This is a genomic window from Bacillus sp. S3 (assembly GCF_005154805.1).
Classification (GTDB): domain Bacteria; phylum Bacillota; class Bacilli; order Bacillales; family Cytobacillaceae; genus Neobacillus.
Map to the genome: position 1 here is coordinate 307,501 of NZ_CP039727.1, position 23,777 is coordinate 331,277.

The 23,777-nt window shown below is 41.0% G+C and carries 23 protein-coding genes; 17 read left to right on the top strand and 6 right to left on the bottom strand.

Translation table 11 applies throughout. From position 1 onward, the window contains the following. The first annotated feature begins 168 nt into the window (after positions 1 to 168). From tsaE to tsaD, 4 genes are read left to right on the top strand one after another with little or no spacing between them, the layout of a single operon-like run. Positions 169 to 624: a tRNA (adenosine(37)-N6)-threonylcarbamoyltransferase complex ATPase subunit type 1 TsaE gene (gene tsaE, locus FAY30_RS01560; protein WP_149868239.1), complete on the top strand. Its 456-nt coding sequence runs from the start codon at positions 169 to 171 to the stop codon at positions 622 to 624. Then, positions 621 to 1,328 carry a tRNA (adenosine(37)-N6)-threonylcarbamoyltransferase complex dimerization subunit type 1 TsaB gene (gene tsaB / locus FAY30_RS01565; protein ID WP_149868240.1) on the top strand — a complete coding sequence of 236 codons (708 nt, stop codon included), beginning with the start codon at positions 621 to 623 and terminating at the stop codon, positions 1,326 to 1,328. The genes tsaE and tsaB overlap by 4 nt, the downstream gene beginning before the upstream one ends. A gap of 11 nt (positions 1,329 to 1,339) precedes the next feature. Next, positions 1,340 to 1,789: a ribosomal protein S18-alanine N-acetyltransferase gene (gene rimI / locus FAY30_RS01570; RefSeq protein WP_149868241.1), complete on the top strand. Its 450-nt coding sequence runs from the start codon at positions 1,340 to 1,342 to the stop codon at positions 1,787 to 1,789. Beyond that, on the top strand, positions 1,786 to 2,811 hold the full coding sequence (gene tsaD / locus FAY30_RS01575; protein ID WP_149868242.1) for a tRNA (adenosine(37)-N6)-threonylcarbamoyltransferase complex transferase subunit TsaD: 1,026 nt from the start codon (positions 1,786 to 1,788) through the stop codon (positions 2,809 to 2,811). Before rimI ends, tsaD begins: the two co-directional genes overlap by 4 nt. Before the next feature lie 689 nt (positions 2,812 to 3,500). Here the strand turns inward: tsaD and FAY30_RS01580 are convergent. After that, positions 3,501 to 5,420 carry an ABC transporter ATP-binding protein gene (locus FAY30_RS01580; protein ID WP_149868243.1) on the bottom strand — a complete coding sequence of 640 codons (1,920 nt, stop codon included), beginning with the start codon at positions 5,418 to 5,420 and terminating at the stop codon, positions 3,501 to 3,503. Between the two features lie 145 nt (positions 5,421 to 5,565). Between FAY30_RS01580 and moaC the strand changes: the two genes are divergently transcribed. From moaC to FAY30_RS27755, 6 genes are all read left to right on the top strand, one after another. Continuing rightward, a complete protein-coding gene (moaC, locus tag FAY30_RS01585) occupies positions 5,566 to 6,063 on the top strand; it encodes a cyclic pyranopterin monophosphate synthase MoaC (protein ID WP_149868244.1) in 498 nt (165 codons plus the stop codon). A gap of 31 nt (positions 6,064 to 6,094) precedes the next feature. Next, positions 6,095 to 6,748 (top strand): redox-sensing transcriptional repressor Rex, encoded by a 654-nt coding sequence (locus tag FAY30_RS01590; RefSeq protein ID WP_149868245.1) that lies wholly within the window; start codon positions 6,095 to 6,097, stop codon positions 6,746 to 6,748. A gap of 105 nt (positions 6,749 to 6,853) precedes the next feature. Beyond that, positions 6,854 to 7,477, top strand: a complete 624-nt coding sequence (locus tag FAY30_RS01595) for a YhbD family protein (RefSeq protein ID WP_149868246.1) — start codon at positions 6,854 to 6,856, stop codon at positions 7,475 to 7,477. Between the two features lie 12 nt (positions 7,478 to 7,489). Continuing rightward, a complete protein-coding gene (locus FAY30_RS01600; protein ID WP_149868247.1) occupies positions 7,490 to 8,206 on the top strand; it encodes a polymer-forming cytoskeletal protein in 717 nt (238 codons plus the stop codon). 14 nt (positions 8,207 to 8,220) lie between these two features. Continuing rightward, a complete protein-coding gene (locus FAY30_RS01605; RefSeq protein WP_149868248.1) occupies positions 8,221 to 8,928 on the top strand; it encodes a cytoplasmic protein in 708 nt (235 codons plus the stop codon). A 19-nt stretch (positions 8,929 to 8,947) separates the two neighbouring features. After that, positions 8,948 to 9,082, top strand: a complete 135-nt coding sequence (locus FAY30_RS27755; RefSeq protein WP_263315275.1) for a hypothetical protein — start codon at positions 8,948 to 8,950, stop codon at positions 9,080 to 9,082. Positions 9,083 to 9,187: 105 nt separating this feature from the next. Here the strand turns inward: FAY30_RS27755 and FAY30_RS01610 are convergent, their stop codons facing one another. Continuing rightward, complete coding sequence (locus tag FAY30_RS01610) at positions 9,188 to 9,388, bottom strand: YdiK family protein (RefSeq protein ID WP_149868249.1); 201 nt, start codon at positions 9,386 to 9,388, stop codon at positions 9,188 to 9,190. After that, positions 9,385 to 10,110, bottom strand: coding sequence for a CPBP family intramembrane glutamic endopeptidase (locus tag FAY30_RS01615; RefSeq protein WP_149868250.1), 726 nt, complete (start codon positions 10,108 to 10,110; stop codon positions 9,385 to 9,387). Before FAY30_RS01615 ends, FAY30_RS01610 begins: the two co-directional genes overlap by 4 nt. A gap of 315 nt (positions 10,111 to 10,425) precedes the next feature. On the opposite strand from FAY30_RS01615, the gene groES reads away from it, so the two are divergent. From groES to FAY30_RS01645, 6 genes are all read left to right on the top strand, one after another. Continuing rightward, positions 10,426 to 10,710 (top strand): co-chaperone GroES, encoded by a 285-nt coding sequence (gene groES / locus FAY30_RS01620; RefSeq protein ID WP_149868251.1) that lies wholly within the window; start codon positions 10,426 to 10,428, stop codon positions 10,708 to 10,710. A 212-nt stretch (positions 10,711 to 10,922) separates the two neighbouring features. Further along, positions 10,923 to 12,557: a chaperonin GroEL gene (gene groL, locus FAY30_RS01625; RefSeq protein WP_149868252.1), complete on the top strand. Its 1,635-nt coding sequence runs from the start codon at positions 10,923 to 10,925 to the stop codon at positions 12,555 to 12,557. 187 nt (positions 12,558 to 12,744) lie between these two features. Beyond that, a complete protein-coding gene (locus tag FAY30_RS01630) occupies positions 12,745 to 14,346 on the top strand; it encodes a PucR family transcriptional regulator (RefSeq protein ID WP_223820862.1) in 1,602 nt (533 codons plus the stop codon). 124 nt (positions 14,347 to 14,470) lie between these two features. After that, entirely contained in the window at positions 14,471 to 15,739 is a 1,269-nt protein-coding gene (locus FAY30_RS01635; protein ID WP_149868253.1) for a cytosine permease, read from the top strand. After that, positions 15,736 to 16,839, top strand: a complete 1,104-nt coding sequence (locus FAY30_RS01640; RefSeq protein ID WP_149868254.1) for an S-methyl thiohydantoin desulfurase family protein — start codon at positions 15,736 to 15,738, stop codon at positions 16,837 to 16,839. Before FAY30_RS01635 ends, FAY30_RS01640 begins: the two co-directional genes overlap by 4 nt. After that, positions 16,832 to 18,382 (top strand): hydantoinase/oxoprolinase N-terminal domain-containing protein, encoded by a 1,551-nt coding sequence (locus tag FAY30_RS01645; RefSeq protein WP_149868255.1) that lies wholly within the window; start codon positions 16,832 to 16,834, stop codon positions 18,380 to 18,382. Before FAY30_RS01640 ends, FAY30_RS01645 begins: the two co-directional genes overlap by 8 nt. A gap of 283 nt (positions 18,383 to 18,665) precedes the next feature. On the opposite strand, the gene FAY30_RS01650 is transcribed toward FAY30_RS01645, so the two are convergent. The 3 genes from FAY30_RS01650 to FAY30_RS01660 form a co-directional block, all read right to left on the bottom strand. Next, the gene (locus FAY30_RS01650; protein WP_149868256.1) at positions 18,666 to 19,754 is read right to left on the bottom strand and encodes a M20 family metallopeptidase; all 1,089 of its coding nucleotides are present in this window, start codon (positions 19,752 to 19,754) and stop codon (positions 18,666 to 18,668) included. Between the two features lie 51 nt (positions 19,755 to 19,805). Beyond that, the gene (locus FAY30_RS01655; protein WP_149868257.1) at positions 19,806 to 20,855 is read right to left on the bottom strand and encodes an ATP-grasp domain-containing protein; all 1,050 of its coding nucleotides are present in this window, start codon (positions 20,853 to 20,855) and stop codon (positions 19,806 to 19,808) included. Positions 20,856 to 21,406: 551 nt separating this feature from the next. Beyond that, the gene (locus FAY30_RS01660; protein ID WP_223820863.1) at positions 21,407 to 22,801 is read right to left on the bottom strand and encodes a DUF4910 domain-containing protein; all 1,395 of its coding nucleotides are present in this window, start codon (positions 22,799 to 22,801) and stop codon (positions 21,407 to 21,409) included. Between the two features lie 375 nt (positions 22,802 to 23,176). On the opposite strand from FAY30_RS01660, the gene FAY30_RS01665 reads away from it, so the two are divergent. Continuing rightward, positions 23,177 to 23,701 carry a hypothetical protein gene (locus FAY30_RS01665; RefSeq protein ID WP_149868258.1) on the top strand — a complete coding sequence of 175 codons (525 nt, stop codon included), beginning with the start codon at positions 23,177 to 23,179 and terminating at the stop codon, positions 23,699 to 23,701. Positions 23,702 to 23,777 lie beyond the last annotated feature (76 nt).

Genomic DNA, 23,777 nt, shown 5'->3' on the forward strand with positions numbered 1-23,777 from the left:
CCACCGGAACGGTCGTTAAGAAGCCGTATAAGTGATCGAGTACGTCAAATTCCTATCAACACAAATCGAAAAGAACTATTCCTTAGGAACGTCCTAAGGTTTTTTTTATACATAAATAAGGGTAAAATAGAAATAGAGATGATTATGTTAAAGTATAAAGGTGATTATATGAATCAATTTGAAATACATACGGCGAATTCTGAGGAAACCTCGCAATTCGCGGCAAAACTGGCGCACTTTTTACAGCCAGGCGATGTCCTTGCCCTTGAGGGCGATTTGGGCGCAGGGAAAACAACCTTCACCAAAGGCTTGGCAAAAGGGTTAGAGATAAAGAGAACTGTTAATAGTCCGACATTTACCATCATTAAAGAATATAAAGGAAAGCTGCCATTATATCATATGGACGTTTACCGCGTAGCCGATGCCTTTGAAGACCTTGGCTTTGATGAATACTTTGAAGGTGATGGAGTTACAGTAGTGGAATGGGCGCATTTAATCGAGGAGCAGCTGCCTGTGGAACGATTAACGATATTTTTATATCATGAAAGCCAAGACCAGCGTAAAATTGTTCTTGAACCAAAAGGAAACCGATATGAGCAATTATGTAAGGAGATTTTTAGATGACCATACTAGCGATCGATACTTCTAACAATCCATTGGGGATAGCGCTTTTAGATGAAAATCAAGTACTTGGTGAATATATCACCAATTTAAAAAAGAACCACTCTGTTCGCATTATGCCGGCCATTGAGACATTAATGAAGGATTGTGAACGAACCCCTGCCGATTTAACGAAAATCGTTGTGGCAAAGGGACCTGGTTCCTATACGGGTGTTAGAATCGGTGTCACGATTGCCAAAACATTAGCCTGGACTTTAAAGATACCGCTTGTCGGCATTTCCAGTCTGGAGGTTTTAGCGGCGGGTGCAGGCCGATACTTTAATGGATATGTATCACCCATAGTAGACGCTAGAAGGGGACAAGTCTACACTGCACTCTATCAGTATCAGAACGGAGAATTGGCTGCTGTGGTAGAGGATCAGTTAGTGATGTTAGCCGATTGGGCAGCAACATTATCAGAAATGAACAAACCAATTCTGTTTATCGGAAATGACCTGCCCATTCATCGTGACAAAATAAAAGAGGTACTGGGCTCACAGGCCATTTTTGCCAATATGACGGAACACAATCCTCGGCCCGCCGAACTTGCAATGTTAGGCCGGAATAAACCGGATGAGGATGTCCACGCATTTGTTCCAAATTATATTCGTTTGGCAGAAGCGGAACAGAAGTGGTTAGAGGCAAAAGGGAAAATTTCAAATAGATAGGAATTAGAAATATGATAGATTCTTATGTTTTTCGTTATATGAGGGAAGAGGATATTGACCAGGTATTAGAAGTGGAGCATGCGTCATTTACAACGCCATGGAGCCGGGAAGCTTTTTATAATGAATTATACAATAACAAATTTGCTGTTTATATTGTTCTTGAGGAAGATGGGAAGATTATCGGATATTGCGGGACATGGGTGGTGATTGATGAAGCACATGTAACGAATGTAGCAATTTTGCCGGAGTATAGAGGAAAAAAACTGGGTGAGGCCTTAATGAGGAAGTTAATAGCCGTAGCGAGGGAGATGGGGGCAAGAACCATGACCCTTGAAGTGAGAGTGACAAATCATGTCGCACAATCCCTTTACCGCAAGTTTGGGTTTCAAAACGGCGGAATCAGGAAAAATTATTATTCCGATAATCAGGAAGATGCACAAATAATGTGGGTGAGCTTATGAAAAAAGACGTATTGATAGTAGGAATTGAAACGAGCTGTGATGAAACAGCCGTCGCCATTGTTAAAGATGGCCGTGAAATTGTCGCAAATGTAGTGGCTTCGCAAATTGAAAGTCATAAGCGCTTTGGCGGTGTGGTGCCGGAAATTGCCTCGCGTCATCATGTGGAACAAATAACGCTTGTGATTGAAGAAGCATTAAATCAGGCCCAATTAACCTTTTCAGATATTGATGCTATAGCAGTAACAGAAGGCCCGGGATTAGTGGGGGCGCTCTTAATTGGAGTAAATGCGGCGAAGGCACTTGCCTTTGCTCATAATAAGCCGCTTGTCCCTGTCCATCATATTGCCGGGCATATTTATGCGAACAGGCTGGTTACAGAATTAAAGTTTCCGCTCTTAGCACTTGTCGTTTCAGGCGGGCATACCGAGCTTGTGTATATGAAAGAGCATGGTCACTTTGAGGTGATTGGAGAAACGAGAGACGACGCAGCAGGTGAGGCCTACGATAAAGTAGCGAGGACGTTAAACATGCCGTATCCCGGAGGTCCGCATATTGACCGGTTGGCACAGGAGGGAAGTCCGACAATTGATTTGCCGAGGGCCTGGCTTGAGGAAGGCTCATATGATTTTAGTTTTAGCGGTTTAAAGTCTGCGGTAATAAATACGGTTCATAACGCAGAGCAGCGGGGTGAACGGATTGAGCCCGAGGACCTTGCAGCCAGTTTCCAGGAAAGTGTGATTGAAGTGCTCGTGAAAAAGACGGAAAGGGCTGTAGCTGAGTATGGCGTCGGCCAGCTGGTAGTTGCCGGCGGCGTGGCAGCGAACAAGGGACTGAGAAAAGCACTGGAGAAGACCTTTGGGAATCATCCGGAGATTGAATTGGTGATTCCGCCCTTATCGTTATGTACAGACAATGCGGCGATGATTGCCGCCGCCGGAAGTGTCATGTTTGAAAAAGGAATCAGGGCTGATTCATCATTAAATGCCATACCTGGATTGGATATTGAAATATATAACATCTAACTCTTCTGAATTAGAAGAGTTTTTTTTTGGTAGGGAACTTTGGGAGGAATGTAGTAAGTGTTCATTTACCGAAATGCAAAAAGGATAGCCCGAGCGGTAAATGAAAAGCCATTACATTGACCGAATTGCAAAAAGAAAAGCCCAAACGGTAAATGAAACGCGGTTACATTGACCGAATTGCAAAAAGGAAAGCTTAAACGGTAAATGAAACGCGGTTACATTGACCGAATTGCAAAAAGGAAAGCCCAAACGGTAAATGAAACGCGGTTACATTGACCGAATTGCAAAAGGAAAAGCTCAAACAGTAAATGAACAACTCCTCAATGGACATAAATGCAAAAAAGGACCGCACATCCCCTAATATTGTGGATAAAATTTTTCAAAAAAACTGATAACAATCAACAAATTGTGGATAAGTCTGTGTATACTGTTGATAATGTGGATAAAAACGGTGTTTAATGTGGATAATGTGGAAAAGCATAAAAAATGCATAAAAATAAACTGTTTGAAATGTGTATAATGTTGTGGAAAAGTGGATACATGTTAAAACATGTTGATAATTTTTATGAATTTGTCGAATTGTACTCAGATTTTGTCGATTAATTTTTAAAGTATGTCGATACACCAAACATTTTGTTGATAGAAGTAAAGCTAAAAACCGGGCGATCCAATCAGCCCGGTTTCATTCTTTATTCAGCAAGCTCAGCCCATTCTTCCATCAATTGCTCGAGCTCTGCTTTTGCATGTTCATTTTTCATGTTGATTTCTATTACCTTTTCATGGTCCTGAAAAATCTCAGGCTCACATAATTGCTGCTCGTACTGTTGAATTTGTTCCTCCAGTTCTTCAATTCGCAGCTCGATTTCCTCTAACTTTCGTTTCCGCTGCCGTTCCAGCTTTTTGGTTTCCTTATCCTGTTGATAACTATTTTTTTCAAAAGCATCCTTTTCCGCAATTGCTTTCGTGGAGGCAGCCAGGGAAAGGGCGGCAAGTTCTTCCTGCTCTAATTTCTTTTCTAGATAATAATCATAGTCCCCAAGATACTCTGTGCTGCCGTGCCGACTTAATTCCAACACTTTAGTGGCAATCCGGTTAATGAAATATCTGTCGTGTGAAACAAACAGAATCGTCCCAGGATAATCCATCAGGGCATTCTCGAGAACTTCCTTACTGTCCAGATCAAGGTGGTTCGTAGGCTCATCAAGGATCAGCACATTTGCTTTCTCCAGCATCAGCTTAGCCAGCGCCAATCGGGCTTTTTCACCGCCGCTTAACGTGGAGACAATTTTTAACACATCGTCACCGGAAAAGAGGAAGTTACCTAACACCGTCCGAATTTCCTTTTCACTTTTTAACGGATAATCATCCCAGAGTTCATTTAAGACGCGCTTATTGGAGGTTAATTCGGCCTGTTGCTGGTCATAATAACCAATTGAAAGGTTTGTTCCATAATAAACTGATCCAGCAAGTGCGGGCAATTTTTTTATGATGGTTTTTAACAGTGTCGATTTTCCGATTCCATTCGGACCAACAAGAGCAATACTCTCTCCTTTATAGGCGCGGAAGGTGATGTCCTCTGAAACCATCTCACCCTCATACCCGACGGCAAGTGAATCCACCGTTAAAACGTCATTCCCGCTTTGTTTTTCAATTTCAAACGAGAAGGTTGCCGATTTTTCGTCCCCAAGCGGACGATCCATCAGCTCCATTTTTTCGAGCTTTTTCCGGCGGCTTTGCGCTCGCTTCGTGGTCGAAGCCCGCGCTAAATTTCGTTGGATAAAGTCCTGCAGATTAGCGACTTCTTGCTGCTGCTTCTCAAAGAGTTTCATATCGCGCTCATAATTGGCCGCTTTTTGCTCAAGGTAGGCACTGTAGTTCCCGGGAAACCGCCCGATTTGCTTGCGGGATACCTCATAGACCTGCGTCACAACCTTATCTAAAAAATAGCGGTCATGAGATACGATTAAAATCGCGCCATCATAGCTCTGTAAATATTGTTCGAGCCATGATAATGTATCAATATCGAGATGGTTGGTAGGCTCGTCCAGAATCAAAATGTCGGGACGCGTTAACAGCAGCTTTCCAAGGGCAAGACGGGTTTTCTGTCCGCCGCTTAAACTGGAAATCATCAGGGTGCTGTCGTGAAAGTTAAGGCCATGCAGAACGGAGCGGATATCGGCTTCGTATTGATAGCCCCCTTGCTCCTTAAATTTTACTTGGAGCAGATCATATTCTTTTAAAATCCGCTCGTATTTAACAGGGTCCTCGAAAATAGCAGGATCCGCCATTTGTTCTTCCAGCCTGCGCAGTGACTTTTCCATTGCACGTAAGGGTTCGAACACGGTCAACATTTCTTCCCAAATGGATAATTTGGACTCAAGTCCGGTATTTTGGGCTAAATAGCCGATAGTCACTTCTTTCGGCTTTATAATCTCACCGCCATCATGTGACAAATGACCGGCAATAATTTTCAATAATGTCGATTTTCCTGCGCCGTTGCGGCCGACGAGGGCGACACGGTCACGGGTTTGTAATTCTAGCTTTATATTCGATAAAATAAGGTCAGCGCCATAATATTTTTGTAATTGATTAACCTGTAACAAAATCATCTAATTTCACCTCTATATACATACTAATAGTGTACCGTATAACCGGATTACGGGCAATAAAGCCAATGGCTATCAAAAAAGTTCAAAGTTTCACACACATTTTAGGAAAAATAGTGTATTATTTTTGGATAGGAGGAATATTTTTATGGCAGAATTTACACATTTTAATGAAGAGGGCAGAGCAAAGATGGTCGATGTCAGTGATAAACCAGAAACGGCACGTACCGCTCTTGCTCATTCCAGCATAACGGTCAGTAAAGAAATTTTTGAAAAAATAAATAACCAAGAAATGAAAAAAGGCGATGTGCTAGCAGTGGCTCAAGTTGCAGCAGTCATGGCTGCAAAAAAGACGTGGGATTTGATCCCGATGTGTCATCCGATTCCATTAACAGGGGTAAATATCTCTTTTACATGGGAAGAGGGCGGGCAAGATCAGGTTCAATTACATATTGCTGCAGCTGTTAAGACAAAAGGGAACACAGGTGTGGAAATGGAAGCGCTAACAGCTGCTTCGGCCTGTGCATTAACCGTTTATGATATGTGTAAGGCAGTTAATAAAGGGATGGTCATTGGGCCAACCTATTTAGTCGAGAAAACTGGCGGAAAAAACGGTGACTTCAAGCGAACGGAACAAGTGAAATAATAACATACATTCAAAAGGGGTGTGGGAGAATATGAGTAATGAAACGATGAAGATACCACAGGCGACAGCCAAACGGCTGCCCCTCTATTATCGATTTTTGAAAAATTTGCATAGTTCAGGCAAGCAAAGGGTTTCATCAGCAGAATTAAGTGAAGCGGTAAAAGTGGATTCGGCAACGATTCGACGCGATTTTTCTTATTTCGGCGCATTAGGGAAAAAGGGCTATGGATACAATGTCAATTACTTATTAACATTCTTCCGTAAAACACTTGACCAGGATGAATTGACTAAGGTTGCCTTAATCGGGGTGGGGAATCTTGGTACAGCCTTTTTAAACTATAATTTTTTAAAAAATAATAACACAAAAATTGCCTGTGCCTTTGATGTCGATCCGGCAAAAATGGGCACGATGATTCGTGAAGTACCTGTTTTTCACATGGATGAGTTGGAGAAAGTGTTAGTGGAGGAAGACATACATGTTGCCATTTTAACCGTTCCAGCCCAAGCAGCACAGATGATCACGGACCGGCTTGTGAATGCCAATGTAAAGGGGATCTTAAATTTCACCCCAGCAAGGTTAAATGTCACATCCTCGATCAGGGTACATCACATTGACTTGGCAGTAGAACTCCAGTCACTGGTCTACTTTTTAAAGCATTATCCGACAGTGGAAATAGAAGAATAATGTCGATTAAGACTTTTCACAGAAATTGTGGAAAGTTTTTTTATTGAATTCTTTACAACATAACAGTGTTATGTTACGTTAAAAACCAGAAAGGGGATATTTAACATGAGCGAGGGGTTAATTTCGAAAAAGGATTTATTAGATATTGCAGGAATCTCGTATGGTCAGCTGTATCGCTGGAAGCGAAAGGATCTTATTCCTGAGGACTGGTTTATTCGAAAATCAACGTTTACGGGGCAGGAAACCTTTTTTCCAAGAGAAAAGATTTTAGAGCGAATTGATAAGATTCAAACGATGAAAGAAAACCTATCATTGGATGAGCTGGCAGACATGTTTTCACCTAACGTAACAGAGTTGCATTTCACGAAAGAGGAACTGTTGGAGCGTAACATTGTTTCGAGTGCAGTAATGGACGTATATTTGGAAACTGAAAAGGGCGGAACCCATTTTGATTTTTCAAGAATTCTTGAAGTCTATGTATTAGAGAAGCTGCTGCAGTCCGGAGAAGTTAATCTAGATGAAGGGAAAATGCTGCTTCAAGTCTTAAAGGATTATAGGGGATCGATCAAACAAAAAAATGCTGAGTTAGTGCTGACGAGAAAACTGGGGGTTTCATCCTGTTTATTACTGATCAATGCGGAAGCTGTTCAGTTTGACCAAGGGACGAAAGTGATGGTTCAGCTTTCACTCGTGAAATGTATGGAAGAGATTAAGGCGAAGTTATTATAAAGGAGAATGATCATGGATACGCAAAAAAGGGGAGACTTGAATATTAACGGCTTTGGTTCGGCAAACGGCGGGCAATTTCGCCATGTAACCATCAATGGCAAAGGGACCGTTAACAGTGATATCGACTGTGTCGAATTCGATTGCAATGGCTCCGGGACGGTAAATGGAAATGTGGTAACGAACAAAGCTAAGATTAACGGAAACGGAAAAGTGAAAGGAAATCTTGACTGTAAATCATTATCAGTCGATGGAACGGCGAAAATTGAACATAACCTTTACGCAGAACAGTTGAAGGTGGCAGGAAAGGCCTCTGTCGGGGGGAAGGTAAGAGCGGAGGAAATCGCCATTAAGGGCAGGCTGACCGTTGAGGGAGATTGTGAAGCGGAATCGTTTAAAGCGGAGTCACTGTTTATCATTGGCGGGCTTTTAAATGCGGATGAAGTGGATATTAAGATTTTTGGAGAGTGCAAAGCCAGAGAAATAGGCGGGCAAACCATTCGTATTAAAGACAAACCGGCATTAATGGGATTATTTAAGTCGTTTATTCAAACCCAGCTGGAAACGGAATGCATCGAAGGGGACAAAATTGAATTGGAAAATACGAAAGCGGCTGTTGTCCGCGGCAACGAGATTACCATCGGGCCAAAATGTGAAATTGGTCTGGTTGAGTATAGCGGAAAGCTTTCAGTTGACAAAAAAGCAGTTGTGAAAGAGTCGAGAAAGATATAAAGGGGGAGAAGGAAGTGGAAAAAGGTCAAAATCTGACGATCAATGGTTCAGGCAATTATCCTGGCGGCCGTTACGATAAGGTGAGCATCCGCGGGGAAGGGACGATTGAAAGTAATGTAGAATGTTCGACGTTTCATATATACGGCACGAGTGAGGCATTGGAGAATGTGAAAGCCGGATCTGTAAAAGTGATCGGTGAAACGGAAGTGATGGGGAAAATGGATTCTGGTGACATGTTGGTAATGGGGACGTTGTCCATTGCTGGTGAATCAGCTTTGAAAAAAATCAAGATCCTTGGGACGCTTGAAGTGGGTGAGCGGCTTTCAGGTGAAACAGCTAATATAAAGGGCAGTATATCCGCGGGCGGCGACGTCGAATATGAGAAATTTGATTTAAGCGGCGGATTTGAAATAAAAGGTCTATTGAATGCGGATACCATCAATATTGCTCTCCGTTTTGGCAATAGTTCGGCAGAGGAAATTGGCGGAGAAAAAATCTCAATAAAAAGAAAAACATCACTGCTTCCATTTGTTAAGGATGAGGGGTCACTAGTAGTGAAGGTAATTGAAGGTGATGAAGTGTTTCTTGAAAATACGAAGGCAGATATCGTCAGGGGCAAACTGGTTAAAATCGGTTCAGGCTGTCAAATTGGCCGGGTAGAATATTCAACTGATTTTATTCAGGATAAGCATTCAACGGTCAAAATGTCGGAAAAGATCTAGAGGAGATTTACGGGAATGGATGGTCGTTGGAAAAAGGCCCGAAGTCGTTGATAAAAGTTTAAAAGTCGTTGATAAAGTTCCAAAAGACGTCGATAAACCAGCGAAAGTTGTCGATAAAAGGTTCAATGTGGTTGATAAAGGGCATCGCTTCTAAAAAAACGTATCAGAATCAGACCACGGCAAATAGAAAGAGCGAATTATTGACCAAAAGACGCAAAAAGGGACCCCAACCTCGATGGAAATGCAGGGATCCCTTTTCTTATTTTTTCAATTGGTTCTTGTATTTAAAATGAAAAAGTATCATTTTCAAGCCTGAGCCGAAGTCAAATGTAGCTAATAAGACAAGCAGGTAACTGAAAAAGCCCCAGCCGTTCTTTTGCACGTCGTCGATGGCAAAGAAGGTAAATACTGCACCTAGCAGAAAGTAAATAATTCCGGAAAACAAGGGTGAACGTTTCATAGAAATCCTCCGATAAAGTTTTGCAGCGCCTCAGCCTCACGCCTCAATCTCTCAATATCATCTTTGTAAACAGTTTGAACCAAAACAACCAAGGTATTCATCGTGACATGGGCAAAAATCGGTACGAGAATCCGCTTCGTTTTAACGTAAAGGAACGCGAAGGTGAAGCCCATGGCCGAATAAAGCAGGATGTGCTGAAACTCCATATGTGCCGCTGCAAAGATAACCGAGCTAATCAACGCCGAGATAAAAAAGTTAAAACGCTTGTACATGGCGCCGAAAATAATTTTTCGAAACACAATTTCTTCTAAAATCGGACCAATGACGCTGGAAACAAGCATGGCAGCCGGCATGGTTTCGATAATTCGAAGGATATTTTGCGTATTCTCCGAACCCATATCAACACCTAAGCGTGTTTCAATTATAATGGCTATGGCTTGTGATAAATAAGCTAAGAAGACGCCTGCAATCGCCCATATAACCGCCGCGCCAGCAGAAGAACCGCCTCTTTTTTCGAAATCGTTTGCCTTCATTTCTTTCCTTAGTAAAAAAAGAATGATGAATAAAGCAATTGAAAAACTGGCAATCAGCCAAACTGGGACAGCCAAACTTTGGCTGATTCCGAAGGCATGAAAGCCCATTGTTAACAATGGAAGGCCGATAATGCCAGAAAGCTGCATAGCAAGGTACACAATGATGACAATCCAATATTCCTTTTTCAAATTGTAATCTCCTTTATAAACCACTCAGGTATGTTTAACGAATACATATTCTAGTTTTCAAATCATTATTATTCATTTTACTCTTAAAACTGGAACGGTTTCAATTTAGAAGAACTTTTTCAAAAAGAAGGTATAGAATGACGAGTTTTTCACATACTTGATAAGGTTGTAAAAAAGCAAAATTCTTTTGTAAAATTTTATGCTTCATACTTGCAAAAGATTTTAAGATTCATTATTATAATAATTGTGTTAGCACTCATTCATAGAGAGTGCTAATAAGTCAGAATTACATATATTTTGAGGAGGTTGTTTGATTTGTTAAGACCATTAGGTGATCGCATTGTCATTGAGCTTGTTGAATCAGAAGAAAAAACTGCAAGCGGGATCGTATTACCGGATTCAGCGAAGGAAAAGCCTCAAGAAGGAAAAGTTGTTGCCGTTGGCACTGGCCGCGTACTTGAAAGCGGAGAACGTGTAGCACTTGAAGTTGCTGTTGGCGACCGCATTATCTTCTCAAAATACGCTGGTACTGAAGTGAAGTACGAAGGCGTAGAATACTTACTTTTACGTGAAAACGATATCCTTGCTGTAATTAGCTAATTAGAATAGAAAGGCGCAAGCGACCGTTTAGCAGCGTATGGACTGGAGCACTTCGACTGAGATAAAGGAAACACGGAGAGCGTTAGCGATCCGATGTTAACTTATCGTAGGGAGAAGAGCGAAGTACACTAGCTGCTGGGAGCTGGAGCTGGACAGTTATCGAATATTAAGAATAAATTATGGTTTAGAAAATACGAGGAGGTTTTTGAACAATGGCTAAAGAGATTAAGTTTAGTGAAGACGCGCGCCGCGCAATGCTACGTGGTGTTGATACACTTGCAGATACAGTAAAAGTTACTCTCGGACCTAAAGGACGCAACGTGGTTCTTGAGAAAAAATTTGGTTCACCGCTTATCACAAATGACGGTGTAACCATCGCTAAAGAAATCGAATTAGAAGATGCATTCGAAAACATGGGTGCAAAGCTTGTTGCTGAAGTTGCAAGCAAAACAAACGATGTTGCCGGTGACGGTACAACAACTGCAACGGTTCTTGCTCAAGCGATGATCCGCGAAGGATTAAAGAACGTAACAGCTGGCGCGAACCCAATGGGTATCCGCAAAGGAATTGAAAAGGCTGTTGGTGTAGCAGTTCAAGAATTAAAAGCTATTTCAAAACAAATCGAAGGCAAAGAGTCAATCGCTCAAGTTGCTGCGATTTCTTCAGATGACAAAGAAGTGGGCCAATTGATCGCGGAAGCAATGGAGCGCGTGGGCAACGACGGCGTTATCACAATCGAAGAATCAAAAGGCTTCACTACTGAATTAGATGTAGTAGAAGGTATGCAATTCGATCGCGGTTACACTTCTGCTTACATGGTAACAAACACAGATAAAATGGAAGCTGTATTAGAAAATCCATATATCTTAATCACTGACAAGAAGATTTCCAGCATTCAAGAAATCCTTCCAGTTCTTGAGCAAGTAGTACAACAAAGCAAGCCATTACTATTGATCGCTGAAGATATTGAAGGGGAAGCACTTTCTACTTTAGTATTGAACAAACTTCGCGGTACATTCAATGCTGTGGCAGTTAAAGCTCCTGGCTTCGGTGACCGCCGTAAAGCTATGCTTGAAGATATCGCTGCCTTAACTGGCGGTGAAGTGATCACTGAAGAGCTTGGCCGTGAATTAAAAACAACTACAATTACATCTTTAGGACGCGCTTCTAAAGTTGTTGTAACGAAAGAAAATACAACAATCGTTGAGGGTGCAGGAGCTACTGAAGAAATTCAAGCTCGTGTGAACCAAATCCGTGTTCAATTAGAAGAAACAACTTCTGAATTTGACCGTGAAAAATTACAAGAGCGCTTAGCTAAATTAGCTGGCGGCGTAGCAGTAATCAAAGTTGGTGCTGCAACTGAAACAGAATTAAAAGAGCGCAAACTTCGCATCGAAGACGCTTTGAACGCAACTCGTGCTGCTGTTGAAGAAGGTATTGTATCCGGTGGTGGTGTAGCCCTTCTTAACGTATACAGCAAAGTGTCTGAAGTTCAAGCGGAAGGTGACGTGGCTACAGGTATCAACATCGTCCTACGTGCGATGGAAGAGCCAGTTCGCACAATCGCTCAAAACGCTGGACTTGAAGGATCTGTCATTGTTGACCGCTTAAAGCGCGAAACTGTCGGCACAGGCTTCAACGCAGCAACTGGCGAGTGGGTAAACATGATCGAAGCCGGTATCGTTGACCCAACTAAGGTTACACGTTCAGCACTTCAAAACGCAGCATCTGTTGCAGCTATGTTCTTAACAACTGAAGCAGTTGTAGCTGACAAACCAGAACCAGCTGGTGCAGGCATGGGTATGCCTGACATGGGCGGTATGGGTGGAATGGGCGGCATGATGTAATCTGCCCCCTCAGACCCTTGATATGATTGGGTTTTGTAGCAATATGATAGTAATTTGCTAACATAGAGGATTTTAATAGAGGCTTCTCATAAGTTCACTGAACTTTTGGGAAGCTTCTTTTTTTATTTCCTACGTTATAATATAGAAATAGAGTTGTTTTGTTATCAAGGGAAATTAGGAGGAAGGGGTGAGTCAAATTGGGGTAACGGTAAAGGACATCTTACAATTGCCATCCTTAAGGGGAGCAGAGGTATTAACGGGGAAAAATAATTTAAATCGAACTGTCTCATCTTTATCTGTATTAGAGGTTTCTAATTTTGACTTTTTCTCTAAGGCCAATCAAGCGGTTCAGGAAGAGTGGTATGCTGAAGAGCTTGTCATCAGCTCTTTTTATTCAATTAAAGATAGTGTGGAAAAACAATGTGAAACGATTCAACACTTACATGATCTGGGGGAATTGGGCTTAATTTTATATTATGTGGGAATTATCATGCCGGAGATACCAGAAGAGGTCCTGCAATTAGCAGACTCACAAGATTTTATCATCATTTGTATGCCCAAAAATGATTATTCTCTTCGCTATAATGAAGTAATCTATGAAGTGATGGAAACGATTGTGAGCAATCAGACGGTTAATGATAATTTTGTTAAAGAAGCTTTGGAAAAGGTATCCTTGTTGCCAGAACATATGCGCAGCGTGGAAATTACCCTTAAATTGTTATCTGATCGCCTAAAAGCGAATATCCTGCTGACGAATTTACATTTTGAAGTTGTGAATCAAATCATGTGGCCTCGTAATTCATCTTTAGATGTATTGAAAGTGATCAGGGAGTGTTCACAACATATAGTGAATGGAAGAACGGTAATACAAGAGGTAGATATTAATACCTTATCATGTTTCGTGGAATACAAAAGTATTCAGCAAAAAAATGGAGAGCTTCTTTATCTTTTTGTTATTAAAGAAAATACTAAATTACCTGCTAAGGTGATTGATAAAATTAGTGAAGTTGTACAAGTAGCCATTAATCTATGGGGAGACAAGCATGATGAGGTTAGTGAGTATGCATTGGTAAAAGCGATTATTAATGATGAAAGCGATAAAATGCGAAGGCTGGCTAATCTCCTAAATATTGATGTATCCGCTATTCAAATGATGTGGTTAGTGTATATTAACGATTTGTCCAATGAAAAGAGTATTAGAGATGAGCTGGAAGAAGAGCTTTCAAAGTACTATAAAACTGCAGTTATTCAAACGATTGATCATTGCATTATCGTCCTCCTAGGGAATTATTTATATAAACACCCTGAGTTTGAGATTGCAGCCGAGTTTATCGAAACGACGAATTATTACCCTCAAATATCGGAAATTGTTTATGCACCGAAAATGAGAAATACTCAAGATGTACGTCGTATGTATCAGTTGGTAAATAAAGTGGGTAAGAAAGTCCATACCATCTATCCAATGCGTAAATTGTATACAACAGCGGAAGTCCGATCCATGGATAGAGCCATTGATTTCAGTAAACAAGGGGAGGAAAAGATAGAGGAATGGTTGTCGATCATTTCCCCCATTTTAAATGACGAAGAATCTTTGAGGACATTGATGACCTTTCTTTTAGATGCGAAGGGGAATTTTGATGAGTGTGGAAGACTTCTTTTTATCCACAAAAATACAGTGAAGTATCGAATTAGAAAAATCAGCGAATTGATTGGATGCGATGTAACGGCCTATTCCGAATTTTACGATGTCTATATAGCCTGTATGATTTACCGGGTGGTTAATCACTAGAAAAATCTGAATTCTTGTCAAAATAGACAAAAATTCAGATTTTTTTTTTCCTTTTGAAAAAGACTTACCACTATTCTTTCTTTTATAATAAGAAAAATTAATCAGGAACAAGGGAGGAAGCAATATGAGAAGGGATGGAGAATATCAGTCGTGGTATAGTTTGGGAATTATCTGGGCAGGCGCAATGATTTGTATACCAAGTCTGTTAGTAGGGAATGCACTTATTTCTGGTATGAGCTTACCTAAAGCATTGCTCGTTACTTTTGTTGGATATTCCGTTGTAGTAATCCTTATGATTTTGCAAGGGATTCAAAGTAGTGATTTAGGAAGACCGACCGTTCAAGTCGCAGGACATGTGTTTGGAAAAAAGGGATCTCGAACGATATTATCGATTATTTTAGCCATTGCTTGCTTAGGCTGGTTTGGGATCCAGGCCAATGTTTGCGGGGCAGCGTTAGCTAGTTTGTTAGCTGTGTATGATATTAGTGTTCCTGTCCCATTTGCTTCTTTAATTTGTGGTTTAGTAATGGTGGTTTCTGCCATTTACGGAATCAAAGTGCTGCGGATATTAAGTTATATTGCCGTCCCTTTATTGGTTGTCATTTGTGTATATGGTTTAATTCACACGCTGACTGGAGGAAATTTGCAGGCTATTCAGAACTACACACCTAAAGGCAATATGAGTTTTATGGACGGACTTGCGGTAACGATTGGTTCGTTTGCATTGGGTGCCGTAATAGCTGGTGATTATTCTCAATTTTCGAAAAAACGTTCAGATGTTTTGAAAGCTGCAACCTTTGGAATCATCCCCGCGGGAGTGTTAATGATTGGTGTAGGGGCTGTATTAACCATTGCTTATCAAACAAGTGATATCACGGGCATCTTTCTAAAAATAGCCACTCCCTTTATTGGTGGTGTTGCTTTGATTTTAGCTACATGGAAAACAAATCTAGTAAATGCCATTTCAGGTGGAATAGCTTTGATTAATGTTTTTAACGTTTCTAAGGAAAAGGAAAAATTGGCCGTCGGTATTGCTGGAACAATAGGGACATTGTTGGCAGTGGTAGGGATACTAAATTTCTTTACACCGATTATGTCGATTTTATCAGCCATGATTCCGCCAGTAGCAGGTGTCATGATCGCATCTTATTGGGTGATGAATAAAGGCGACAAAAATAGCTGGAGGGAAATGGAAGGCGTAAATTGGCTAGGTGTATTTTCATGGCTGGTAGGGGCTGTTATTGCAAGTATTCCTGTTGTTTTATCTTTATTCCCAAGTTTACCCCATGTCTCTAATCAGCCCTTGATCGGGATTATCATTTCATTTGTTATTTATTTTGCCGGGCACCGTATATCTGCCCAAAAGACTGTCATATTGGAGGAAAATAGATGAGATATTTAGATAAAGAATCCATTGAAAATATTGCAATTGGAGCTGCTTTTTTAGGAACAGGCGGCGGCGGAGATCCTTATATTGGGAAATTGATGGCTCTATCCGCCATTGAAAAAAATGGACCGGTCAGATTATATTCAGTAGATGAAATTGGGGATGACGACTTTTTTATTCCAGCTGCTATGATGGGGGCACCTTCTGTATTGGTAGAGAAGTTTCCAAAAGGAGATGAGTTTGTTAAGGTCTTCCAAAAACTAGCGCGGTATTTAGGGAAAGAAAAAATTGCAGGAACCTATCCAATGGAGGCAGGCGGAGTGAATTCAATGGTCCCGATTGTTGTGGCAGCACAGCTGAACTTACCGTTGATTGACTGTGATGGTATGGGGCGTGCCTTCCCTGAATTGCAAATGGTGACATTTAACCTGGATGGCATTTCGGCGACTCCGATGGCTATAACGGATGAAAAAGGGAATATTGGGATTTTTGAAACCATTGATAATAAATGGACAGAGCGCTTAGCTCGGACAGCGACTGTGGAGATGGGAGCAAGTTCCTTAGTTAGTTTGTATCCAACGACTGGTGCTCAGATCAAGAAGAGTGGAGTCCATCATATCGTTACCCTCTCTGAACAGATTGGCGAAATTATTTCTTCAAAAGGCAAGGAAGCGAAAGAAAAACTTCAAGAATTGTTAAAACTAGTATCTGGTTATGAATTATTCCAAGGTAAAATTGTCGACGTTATTCGTGAAACGAAGGGAGGATTTAACCTTGGAAAAATGATTCTTGAAGGAATTAACGTGAATAAAGACGAAAAGATGAAGGTCCATTTTCAAAATGAAAATTTACTTGCTGAAAAAAATGATCAAGTTGTCGCTATGACCCCGGATTTACTTTGTCTAGTTGATTATGAAACATTACTGCCAGTTACAACTGAAAGTTTAAAATATGGAAAACGTGTACGCGTGATTGGATTGCCAGCTCATCCGAAATGGAGGACTGAAAAGGGAATCGAAACAGCAGGTCCTAAGTATTTTGGATATGATTACGATTATGTTCCAATAGAGGAATTGGTTAAAAAGGCGGTTGTTGAACATGTATAGAATTGGAATTGATGTTGGTGGAACAAATACAGATGCGATCATTTTAGATGAAAATCGCAACCTCATTCATAGTGTAAAATCTCCAACAAGTTTAGATATTAAGACCGGGATTGAAAGTGCGTTGCGAGATTTAATAAAAGAAAGCGGCATTGACCGGACGAAAATCACTCATGCGATGTTAGGGACAACCCAGTGTACAAATGCGATTGTTGAGCGGAAAAAATTAGCCCGCGTTGGTGTTATTCGTTTAGGATATCCTGCTACTGCCTCCGTCCTCCCTTACACTGCCTGGCCGGAAGATATCGTTGAAAAACTATCAGGGAACTATGCGCTTGTTCACGGCGGCTATGAATATGATGGTCAAGTATTGGGAGAACTTGATGAAGATGAAATTAAAACACTATTAGAAGAATGGCAAGATAAAGTAGAGTCAATTGCCGTGGTTGGCGTTTTTTCCTCTATCAAAAATGATCAAGAACTCAGGGTTCGAGATCTTATCCAAGAAGTATATGGTGCAGAATTTCCTGTTTCATGCTCTTCCTTGATTGGCTCCATCGGTTTAATCGAACGCGAAAATGCGACGATTTTAAATGCGGCATTATGTAAAGTAATTGAAACGACGACAGAAGGGTTTGTTCATGCCTTGGAAGAGGAAGGGATCTCGGGTGTGGAAGTGTATTTATGTCAGAATGACGGAACGTTAATGTCGATTGAATATGCCAAACATTTCCCTATACTAACGATAGCATGCGGACCAACCAATAGTATACGAGGTGCTTCTTATTTAGCAGAGATCAAAGACACGATGGTTCTTGATGTAGGCGGGACGACTTCTGATATCGGGGTCTTACAAGACGGATTTCCAAGAGAGTCTTCTGTAGCCGTTGAAGTAGGGGATATCCGGACAAATTTTAGAATGCCAGATATTATTTCTGTTGGACTGGGCGGAGGAAGTATTGTTCGAGTGGATAACGGTAAGATTACTGTGGGGCCTGATAGTGTAGGATACAAGATTGGTCAAGAAGCACTTGTCTTTGGCGGGAATACGCTTACTGCAACGGATATTGCTGTTCGTCTTGGATTAGCTGATGTTGGTGATAAGAGTTTAGTAGCACATATTGATGAAGAGTTTGCTAAGGAAGTTCAATTGGAAATTTCCATTCTAATTGAACAAGCTATTGATAAAATGAAAACTTCGTCAGAAGATGTTCAACTCGTTATCGTAGGTGGAGGCAGTATTATTGTTCCAGATACGATTCGCGGGGTATCCCATATTCTTAAAGCTGAGCATGGGGGTGTCGCAAATGCGATTGGTGCATCGATTGCTCAAATAAGCGGGCAGTATGAACAGATCTATATCTATTCTAAAGAACCACGTGAGGAATCATTGAAAGATGCACAAGAAAAGGCAGTGCGACAAGCGGTTCTAGCTGGAGCCGTTTCTAGTACGATTGAATTAGTGGAAGTGGAAGAAACTCCACTTGCTTATCATCCGGAAAACGCAACAAGGTTAAGAGTAAAAGTTGTTGGGAAAATGGAATAAAGGCATACTTAAAAACGGGATGCTGTCATTTTGCTAACACAATCTCATTATAGGAGCGGCATGATGTAATCTGCCCCTTAATCCCTTTATATTTTAAGGGTTGAATGTAACTTGAAGTATTTTTTGATTAAGGCTTCTCTAAAGTTCACCGAACTTTAGAGAAGCCTCTTTATTCATCTCTTTTGTTCGTTCAGGATTTAGCTCTGCTATTTTCAAAAAGCGTCTCATACGTTTTTCTAATTTTTATATAAATCGGCTAATCAGGTAGTTCCTAATCAAATAATTATGGGTGAGTTTCTAGATAATCATCCAAGTTCAAAATAAAATCCACCAGCACATGCTGATATTCTCTAACCGAATCGACAAAAACCATTTCGTTCTCTCCATGCCAGTCGCTGCCAACGGGACCAAATTCTACGGCTGAACCTCCGTACTTGTTGAAAAACTGTCCATCGTTGGAACCATGCTGACCGAATATGGTTACTTTTTCGAGCTGGGTGATTCGTTTAATTGATTCGCCCAATGCTTGTACATAAGGATTGTCTGCTTTGGTTTTGACCGGATTATTGCAATTATGGATTGTTACGGTACCGTCTGTTATTGGCTGAATCTGATGAACAATATCCTCCGGAGACTGGTCTGGCAGATATCTGATATCCAGGAACATTTCACATAGATCCGGTACCTTATTATAGACGGTTCCTCCTTGGATCTTTGCGAGATTGATAGATGGCTTAGTAAACATAGGGGAGCTTTCTTGTGCAAAAGGAAGCTCTAAAATTTCTTCAAAGAGATTAATCGCTTTGGTTATTGCATTCGTACCTTCCCATGGACGGCTCCCATGGGCTGATTTCCCCTGGATGGAAATATCGAGCTGAAGTACGCCTTTAGATTGGATGGCAATCCCCATATTTGTTGGTTCACCACAAATAATAAAATCTCCTAAATAGCCATTTTCTGTTAAATATTTGGTCCCGTTGATGCCGCCGGTCTCCTCGTCTGGAACGATTTGAAGCATGACCCGGGAAGTTAAGTCCCTGTCTTTCAAATATGCTGCTGCCACCATGAAGGAAGCGACTCCTGCCTTCATATCCACTGTACCGCGGCCATACATTTTTCCATCTTCGAAATAGGGTTGGAACTGTCTTTCCTCCGCTTCAATGACATCGATATGTCCGTTTAGTACAACCGTATGATCACCTTGGCCTATTTCACAAACCAGCATGTGAAACCCATTATTCACTAACTTTTTTACGGGGAGGCCATGGTCTGTTAACCATTGTTCACAATAGGCAATCGCTTCATTTGCACCTGCTTTTGTAGAGCTGTCTATTTTAATTAGTTCTTCTAATAAGGGGATTGGATCGCCCATTTTATCGATCCTCCATTTTTTCAAGTTTGATCAAACGTTTTACTTTCAATGTTACTCTTGAAGTGCTTGCACCACCTTTTGTTTATTTATCGAAACAACAGTGTCATGTCGTGCTAGCTCGATATCATGTGTTTGACGCAGCCATTCCTCTTGCACCTGTTTACCGGCGGTTAGCGCAATGATTGCCGCTGGAATATCAGCTCCTGCTGAATGGGTAAAAGCATAACCGCCGCCAAAGCGGGGGTTGATATCAATAACGTAATAATCAGTACCATTGAAATAGACATCCGTGTTCATATAGCCTGCATGGCCAAAGCCTTTACCTAATCGCTGTGCGATTTCTGTTAATTCCGGGCTATTGACCGTAATGCACCGATCGATATCTCCGCCCCTCATACCTAATTGCTTTCGGGCGAATGAAGTAAGAAAGCGGCCATTTAAATCGTTAAACATATCCAAACTAAACTTATCACCTTCAATCACTTCCTGAATAATGACATTTTCCTCCGGTTCTCTGGATGTGTCGCCATCCAATGGACTTTCCTTAATCTTTCGGACGACAAGCTGATAGGCAAATTCTAAATCCTCTACATTATCGATAGTTTCTACACCTATTGAGGCCGAACCGTTACGGGGCTTCACGATTAACGGAAAGGATACTTCTTGTTTTTCCAATGCCTTCTTCGCATCATCAACATTGAGGTAGGAAAGCGGAGTCTTAACGCCAAACGGATCCAGCAGCCCCCGGTACTTTCCCTTGTCCCGTACCTTTTCGACAATAGCTAAATCCGGCGCAAATACGGATACACCTAATTTCTCCAGTTCTTTTTTGTTTGCAGCTATTTGGGGTACTTCCCAATCATTCAATGGAACAAGACAGTTCACATGATGTTTCTTACAAATCTCCACTATTGTTTCCATATAATTTGAATCCGTTTGCTGTGGAATTACATAGTTTTCGTCTCCTGCTTGGAGCGATGGGGCATTATATTCAGGATCAGCAGTAATTACTTTCCCGTTGATACCAGCATTTTTTAAAGCATCCTGAAAAAATCCTACAAAGTCTATTCTTCTTGCAGTTGATGTCAATAAGATATTCAATTTATTCCACTCCTCGCAGTTTAAATCAGTTGCTAGAAAATAATTTATTACTATTTACCCGCCATGTTAAAATTTAACCCTCCATAATAGTTTTCTCTGGATTAATAGAATTACAAAAAACAGGAGTTTGGTCACGAGTAAATGTTTAACATGGAGATATACATTTATAGTTGTTTCATCACTTGTATGACCTAAACGTTCCGTGATCGGAGATGCCTTCGTGCCTAGAGAACAAAAGAAACGGCGTCGTTTTAGGATTATTTTGATAAGGAGAGCAGCATGGATGGATTCCAGGCTGCTCGCTTTTTTGATAATGGGCACTTCTAGGGCAAAATAATATGCTGAAAAATTTCATTTTACTCAGGTTTTCCTGATGAAAGTCCCAGCTATTTGGCTATAAAGTTAAAAAGAAAAGGTAGGATTAGTACGAGGGCGATGGCTCTTTTTTGGTAGAGAAGAAGGGAAGAGTCGGCGTTACTTAAAACAAAATATGCAATTGAAAATGAATGAAGCTGTTGCTACCAATGCTCGCAACAGCTTCCAGTTAGATATTAAAGGTGTAGATCCCTGTCAAGCACAGCTTCTATAGGTATAGGGGCTACCTTCGAACGTTCTAAAGCCGGTGTATCGGGACGTGCTGCCTGATAGATGGCCGCGCCTAGTACTTGAGCTGTTTTTAATAGTTTTTCTTTGCTTATTAATTCAATTTTATCATTTGGAGAATGGTATTCCGGTTCTAAAGGAGCATACGAAAAGACGGCTGCAGGAATTCCAACCTCAGTAAATGGCTGGTGGTCACTCCTTCCGACCTGGTTATACGAAATCGCCTCATATAACCTAGTTCCTGCTGAATTTCCTAAAGTGGTGACGGTATTTGGTTTGCCATCTACTGTAAACATTGCAAATTTCCCGGCATTTTTGCTTCCTACCATGTCCATATTAAACATTGCAACTGTACGGTTAATTTCATCCTTGGAAAGCTGCTTAGTATAATGATAGGATCCTAGCAAACCTCTTTCTTCTGCACCAAACGTAATAAAACGAATTTCGGTATCAGTAGGGGTGTTTGCCAGTACTCTAGCTAACTCCAATAAAACAGACGTTCCTGATGCGTTATCACTTGCTCCAGTACCAACTGCAACGGAATCATGGTGGGCCCCAATCATGATAATTTGCTTCGTATCTTTATTGGCTTGCGGTTTTTTTGTGGCAATGACATTATGGGAGGTTGCCATGATAAACTTCGCACCTTCAATTCGCATTGTGCCTGTAAGAGTTGTTTGTCCCAAAGTAGAAACTAATGCGTCCCCCTCTGCTTTGGTCATGTATAAGGTTGGAAGATTCGATTCATCAGCTGCAAGGTTAGAAGTGGGTAATCCTGCTACATCGTTGATAATAACAACTCCACTTGCCCCGGCATTTTTCGCATTTGACATTTTTGTTGCAAATGGAATTCCTCCGCCTCGATGAACCAAAGCAATGTTTCCGGATACATCTTTTCCAGCCACTTCAGCTTCACTTCCAAGGCCAACATATACCAACTTACTGCTCATTCCACCGGATGGTGTATTTTGCGAGTAACCAAAAGCCGTTACCTGATAACTCGTTCCATTTACAGAAAAAGAGGCTGTCGTTGGTCTGTTGTAGCTGGATACAAATTTAAATGGCTGGATCTCCACATTATTGAAGCCATATTGCTTAAATTGATTTGCTATGTACTCCACAGTTTGGTCTTCCTTTGCCGTGCCTGCTACACGCGAGCCGATCGTCTCCGCCAGATAAGAAACATTTTCATAAATACGATCGACATCAATACGTTTTACAACCTTGTTGTCAAAGGCTTGTTGGGATGGATTGTCCTTTGTCTCTGCAAAAGCAGAGTGTGAAGCTGCTAATAAACTTCCAATAAGAATTGTTGTACCTACAATCTTCGAACCCTTTTTCAAAATCTTTCTCCTCCCTATTTAATAATCTAGTTAATTATATAGTCATAGTGTAAACGTCTTCAATGGGAGGTTTTGTCGTATTATGACTAGTACTGCTGAATGATTGTGAGAAGGAATATTCTTCAAATTTATAGTCAAAGGCAATCAGTTAGACATAGCATCTCTTTATGAGGTGCTTTTTGTATACCGTCCTAGGCATTTCGAAAGCCTGACACATGGGGTACTCGAATTGGTGAAGAAACCGATTTTTGCTCTTTGCTCATTTTATTAGTTCGTTTATTGGGTAAAAATGTGATTTCATAATAGACGGATTAGTCATTTATTGGTATTATTTAATAAACCGACTGGTCGTTTTTAGTTTTGGAGGTGAAAAGGTTGAAGAGAGGCCGTACATGTCCTTCGAGTAAAAAGATTACCGTCAGCCTGCATATGGAAGGATGGTTATGGAATGTGGTGGATCAGGTAGCGGATAATCGTTCGAAATTCTTTCGTGAGTTGTTACTGGATGAAATGAGAGAAGAACTGGTTTCCCAAAAAGTAATGGCAGAGAACGGTGAGGTAACGGAGCTTTTAGGGGAAGTTTATCTTAGCATAAACATATATAAGAGCAAATTAAAAGCTGCCGTTGCCGAGAGGCTGCCGGTGCGGAGTAAAATAAGAGTGACTGCCCAAGACGAGTTAAGAAGCAAAATAATGGGGATTCATTTGGAAAAGTGGTTATGTGATATTGCTGGAAAAATCGCACACAACCGTTCTGTTTTATTCAAAAACCTGTTAATTAAAACAATAAAAGCGGAACTATTACGGGCCGGGTTAGTGGAGAAGGATACCTTCATGACCGAAGAAAATGCGGAATCTTATATTCTTTTGAAGCGGCAACTAACAATGCATGTAAGTTAAACGATTGAATCGATCACCTATAGAAGGATATGGTACAATTTTTTTAAGAAAAGCGGGCTTTCATCTGGTTAAAGTT

Excerpts from the sequence above, each read along its gene's own strand:
- tsaE (WP_149868239.1), top strand. The coding sequence starts at position 169 with ATGAATCAATTTGAAATACATACGGCGAATTCTGAGGAAACCTCGCAA.
- tsaB (WP_149868240.1), top strand. The coding sequence starts at position 621 with ATGACCATACTAGCGATCGATACTTCTAACAATCCATTGGGGATAGCG.
- rimI (WP_149868241.1), top strand. The coding sequence starts at position 1,340 with ATGATAGATTCTTATGTTTTTCGTTATATGAGGGAAGAGGATATTGAC.
- tsaD (WP_149868242.1), top strand. The coding sequence starts at position 1,786 with ATGAAAAAAGACGTATTGATAGTAGGAATTGAAACGAGCTGTGATGAA.
- FAY30_RS01580 (WP_149868243.1), bottom strand. The coding sequence starts at position 5,420 with ATGATTTTGTTACAGGTTAATCAATTACAAAAATATTATGGCGCTGAC.
- moaC (WP_149868244.1), top strand. The coding sequence starts at position 5,566 with ATGGCAGAATTTACACATTTTAATGAAGAGGGCAGAGCAAAGATGGTC.
- FAY30_RS01590 (WP_149868245.1), top strand. The coding sequence starts at position 6,095 with ATGAGTAATGAAACGATGAAGATACCACAGGCGACAGCCAAACGGCTG.
- FAY30_RS01595 (WP_149868246.1), top strand. The coding sequence starts at position 6,854 with ATGAGCGAGGGGTTAATTTCGAAAAAGGATTTATTAGATATTGCAGGA.
- FAY30_RS01600 (WP_149868247.1), top strand. The coding sequence starts at position 7,490 with ATGGATACGCAAAAAAGGGGAGACTTGAATATTAACGGCTTTGGTTCG.
- FAY30_RS27755 (WP_263315275.1), top strand. The coding sequence starts at position 8,948 with ATGGTCGTTGGAAAAAGGCCCGAAGTCGTTGATAAAAGTTTAAAAGTC.
- FAY30_RS01610 (WP_149868249.1), bottom strand. The coding sequence starts at position 9,388 with ATGAAACGTTCACCCTTGTTTTCCGGAATTATTTACTTTCTGCTAGGT.
- groL (WP_149868252.1), top strand. The coding sequence starts at position 10,923 with ATGGCTAAAGAGATTAAGTTTAGTGAAGACGCGCGCCGCGCAATGCTA.
- FAY30_RS01635 (WP_149868253.1), top strand. The coding sequence starts at position 14,471 with ATGAGAAGGGATGGAGAATATCAGTCGTGGTATAGTTTGGGAATTATC.
- FAY30_RS01640 (WP_149868254.1), top strand. The coding sequence starts at position 15,736 with ATGAGATATTTAGATAAAGAATCCATTGAAAATATTGCAATTGGAGCT.
- FAY30_RS01645 (WP_149868255.1), top strand. The coding sequence starts at position 16,832 with ATGTATAGAATTGGAATTGATGTTGGTGGAACAAATACAGATGCGATC.
- FAY30_RS01650 (WP_149868256.1), bottom strand. The coding sequence starts at position 19,754 with ATGGGCGATCCAATCCCCTTATTAGAAGAACTAATTAAAATAGACAGC.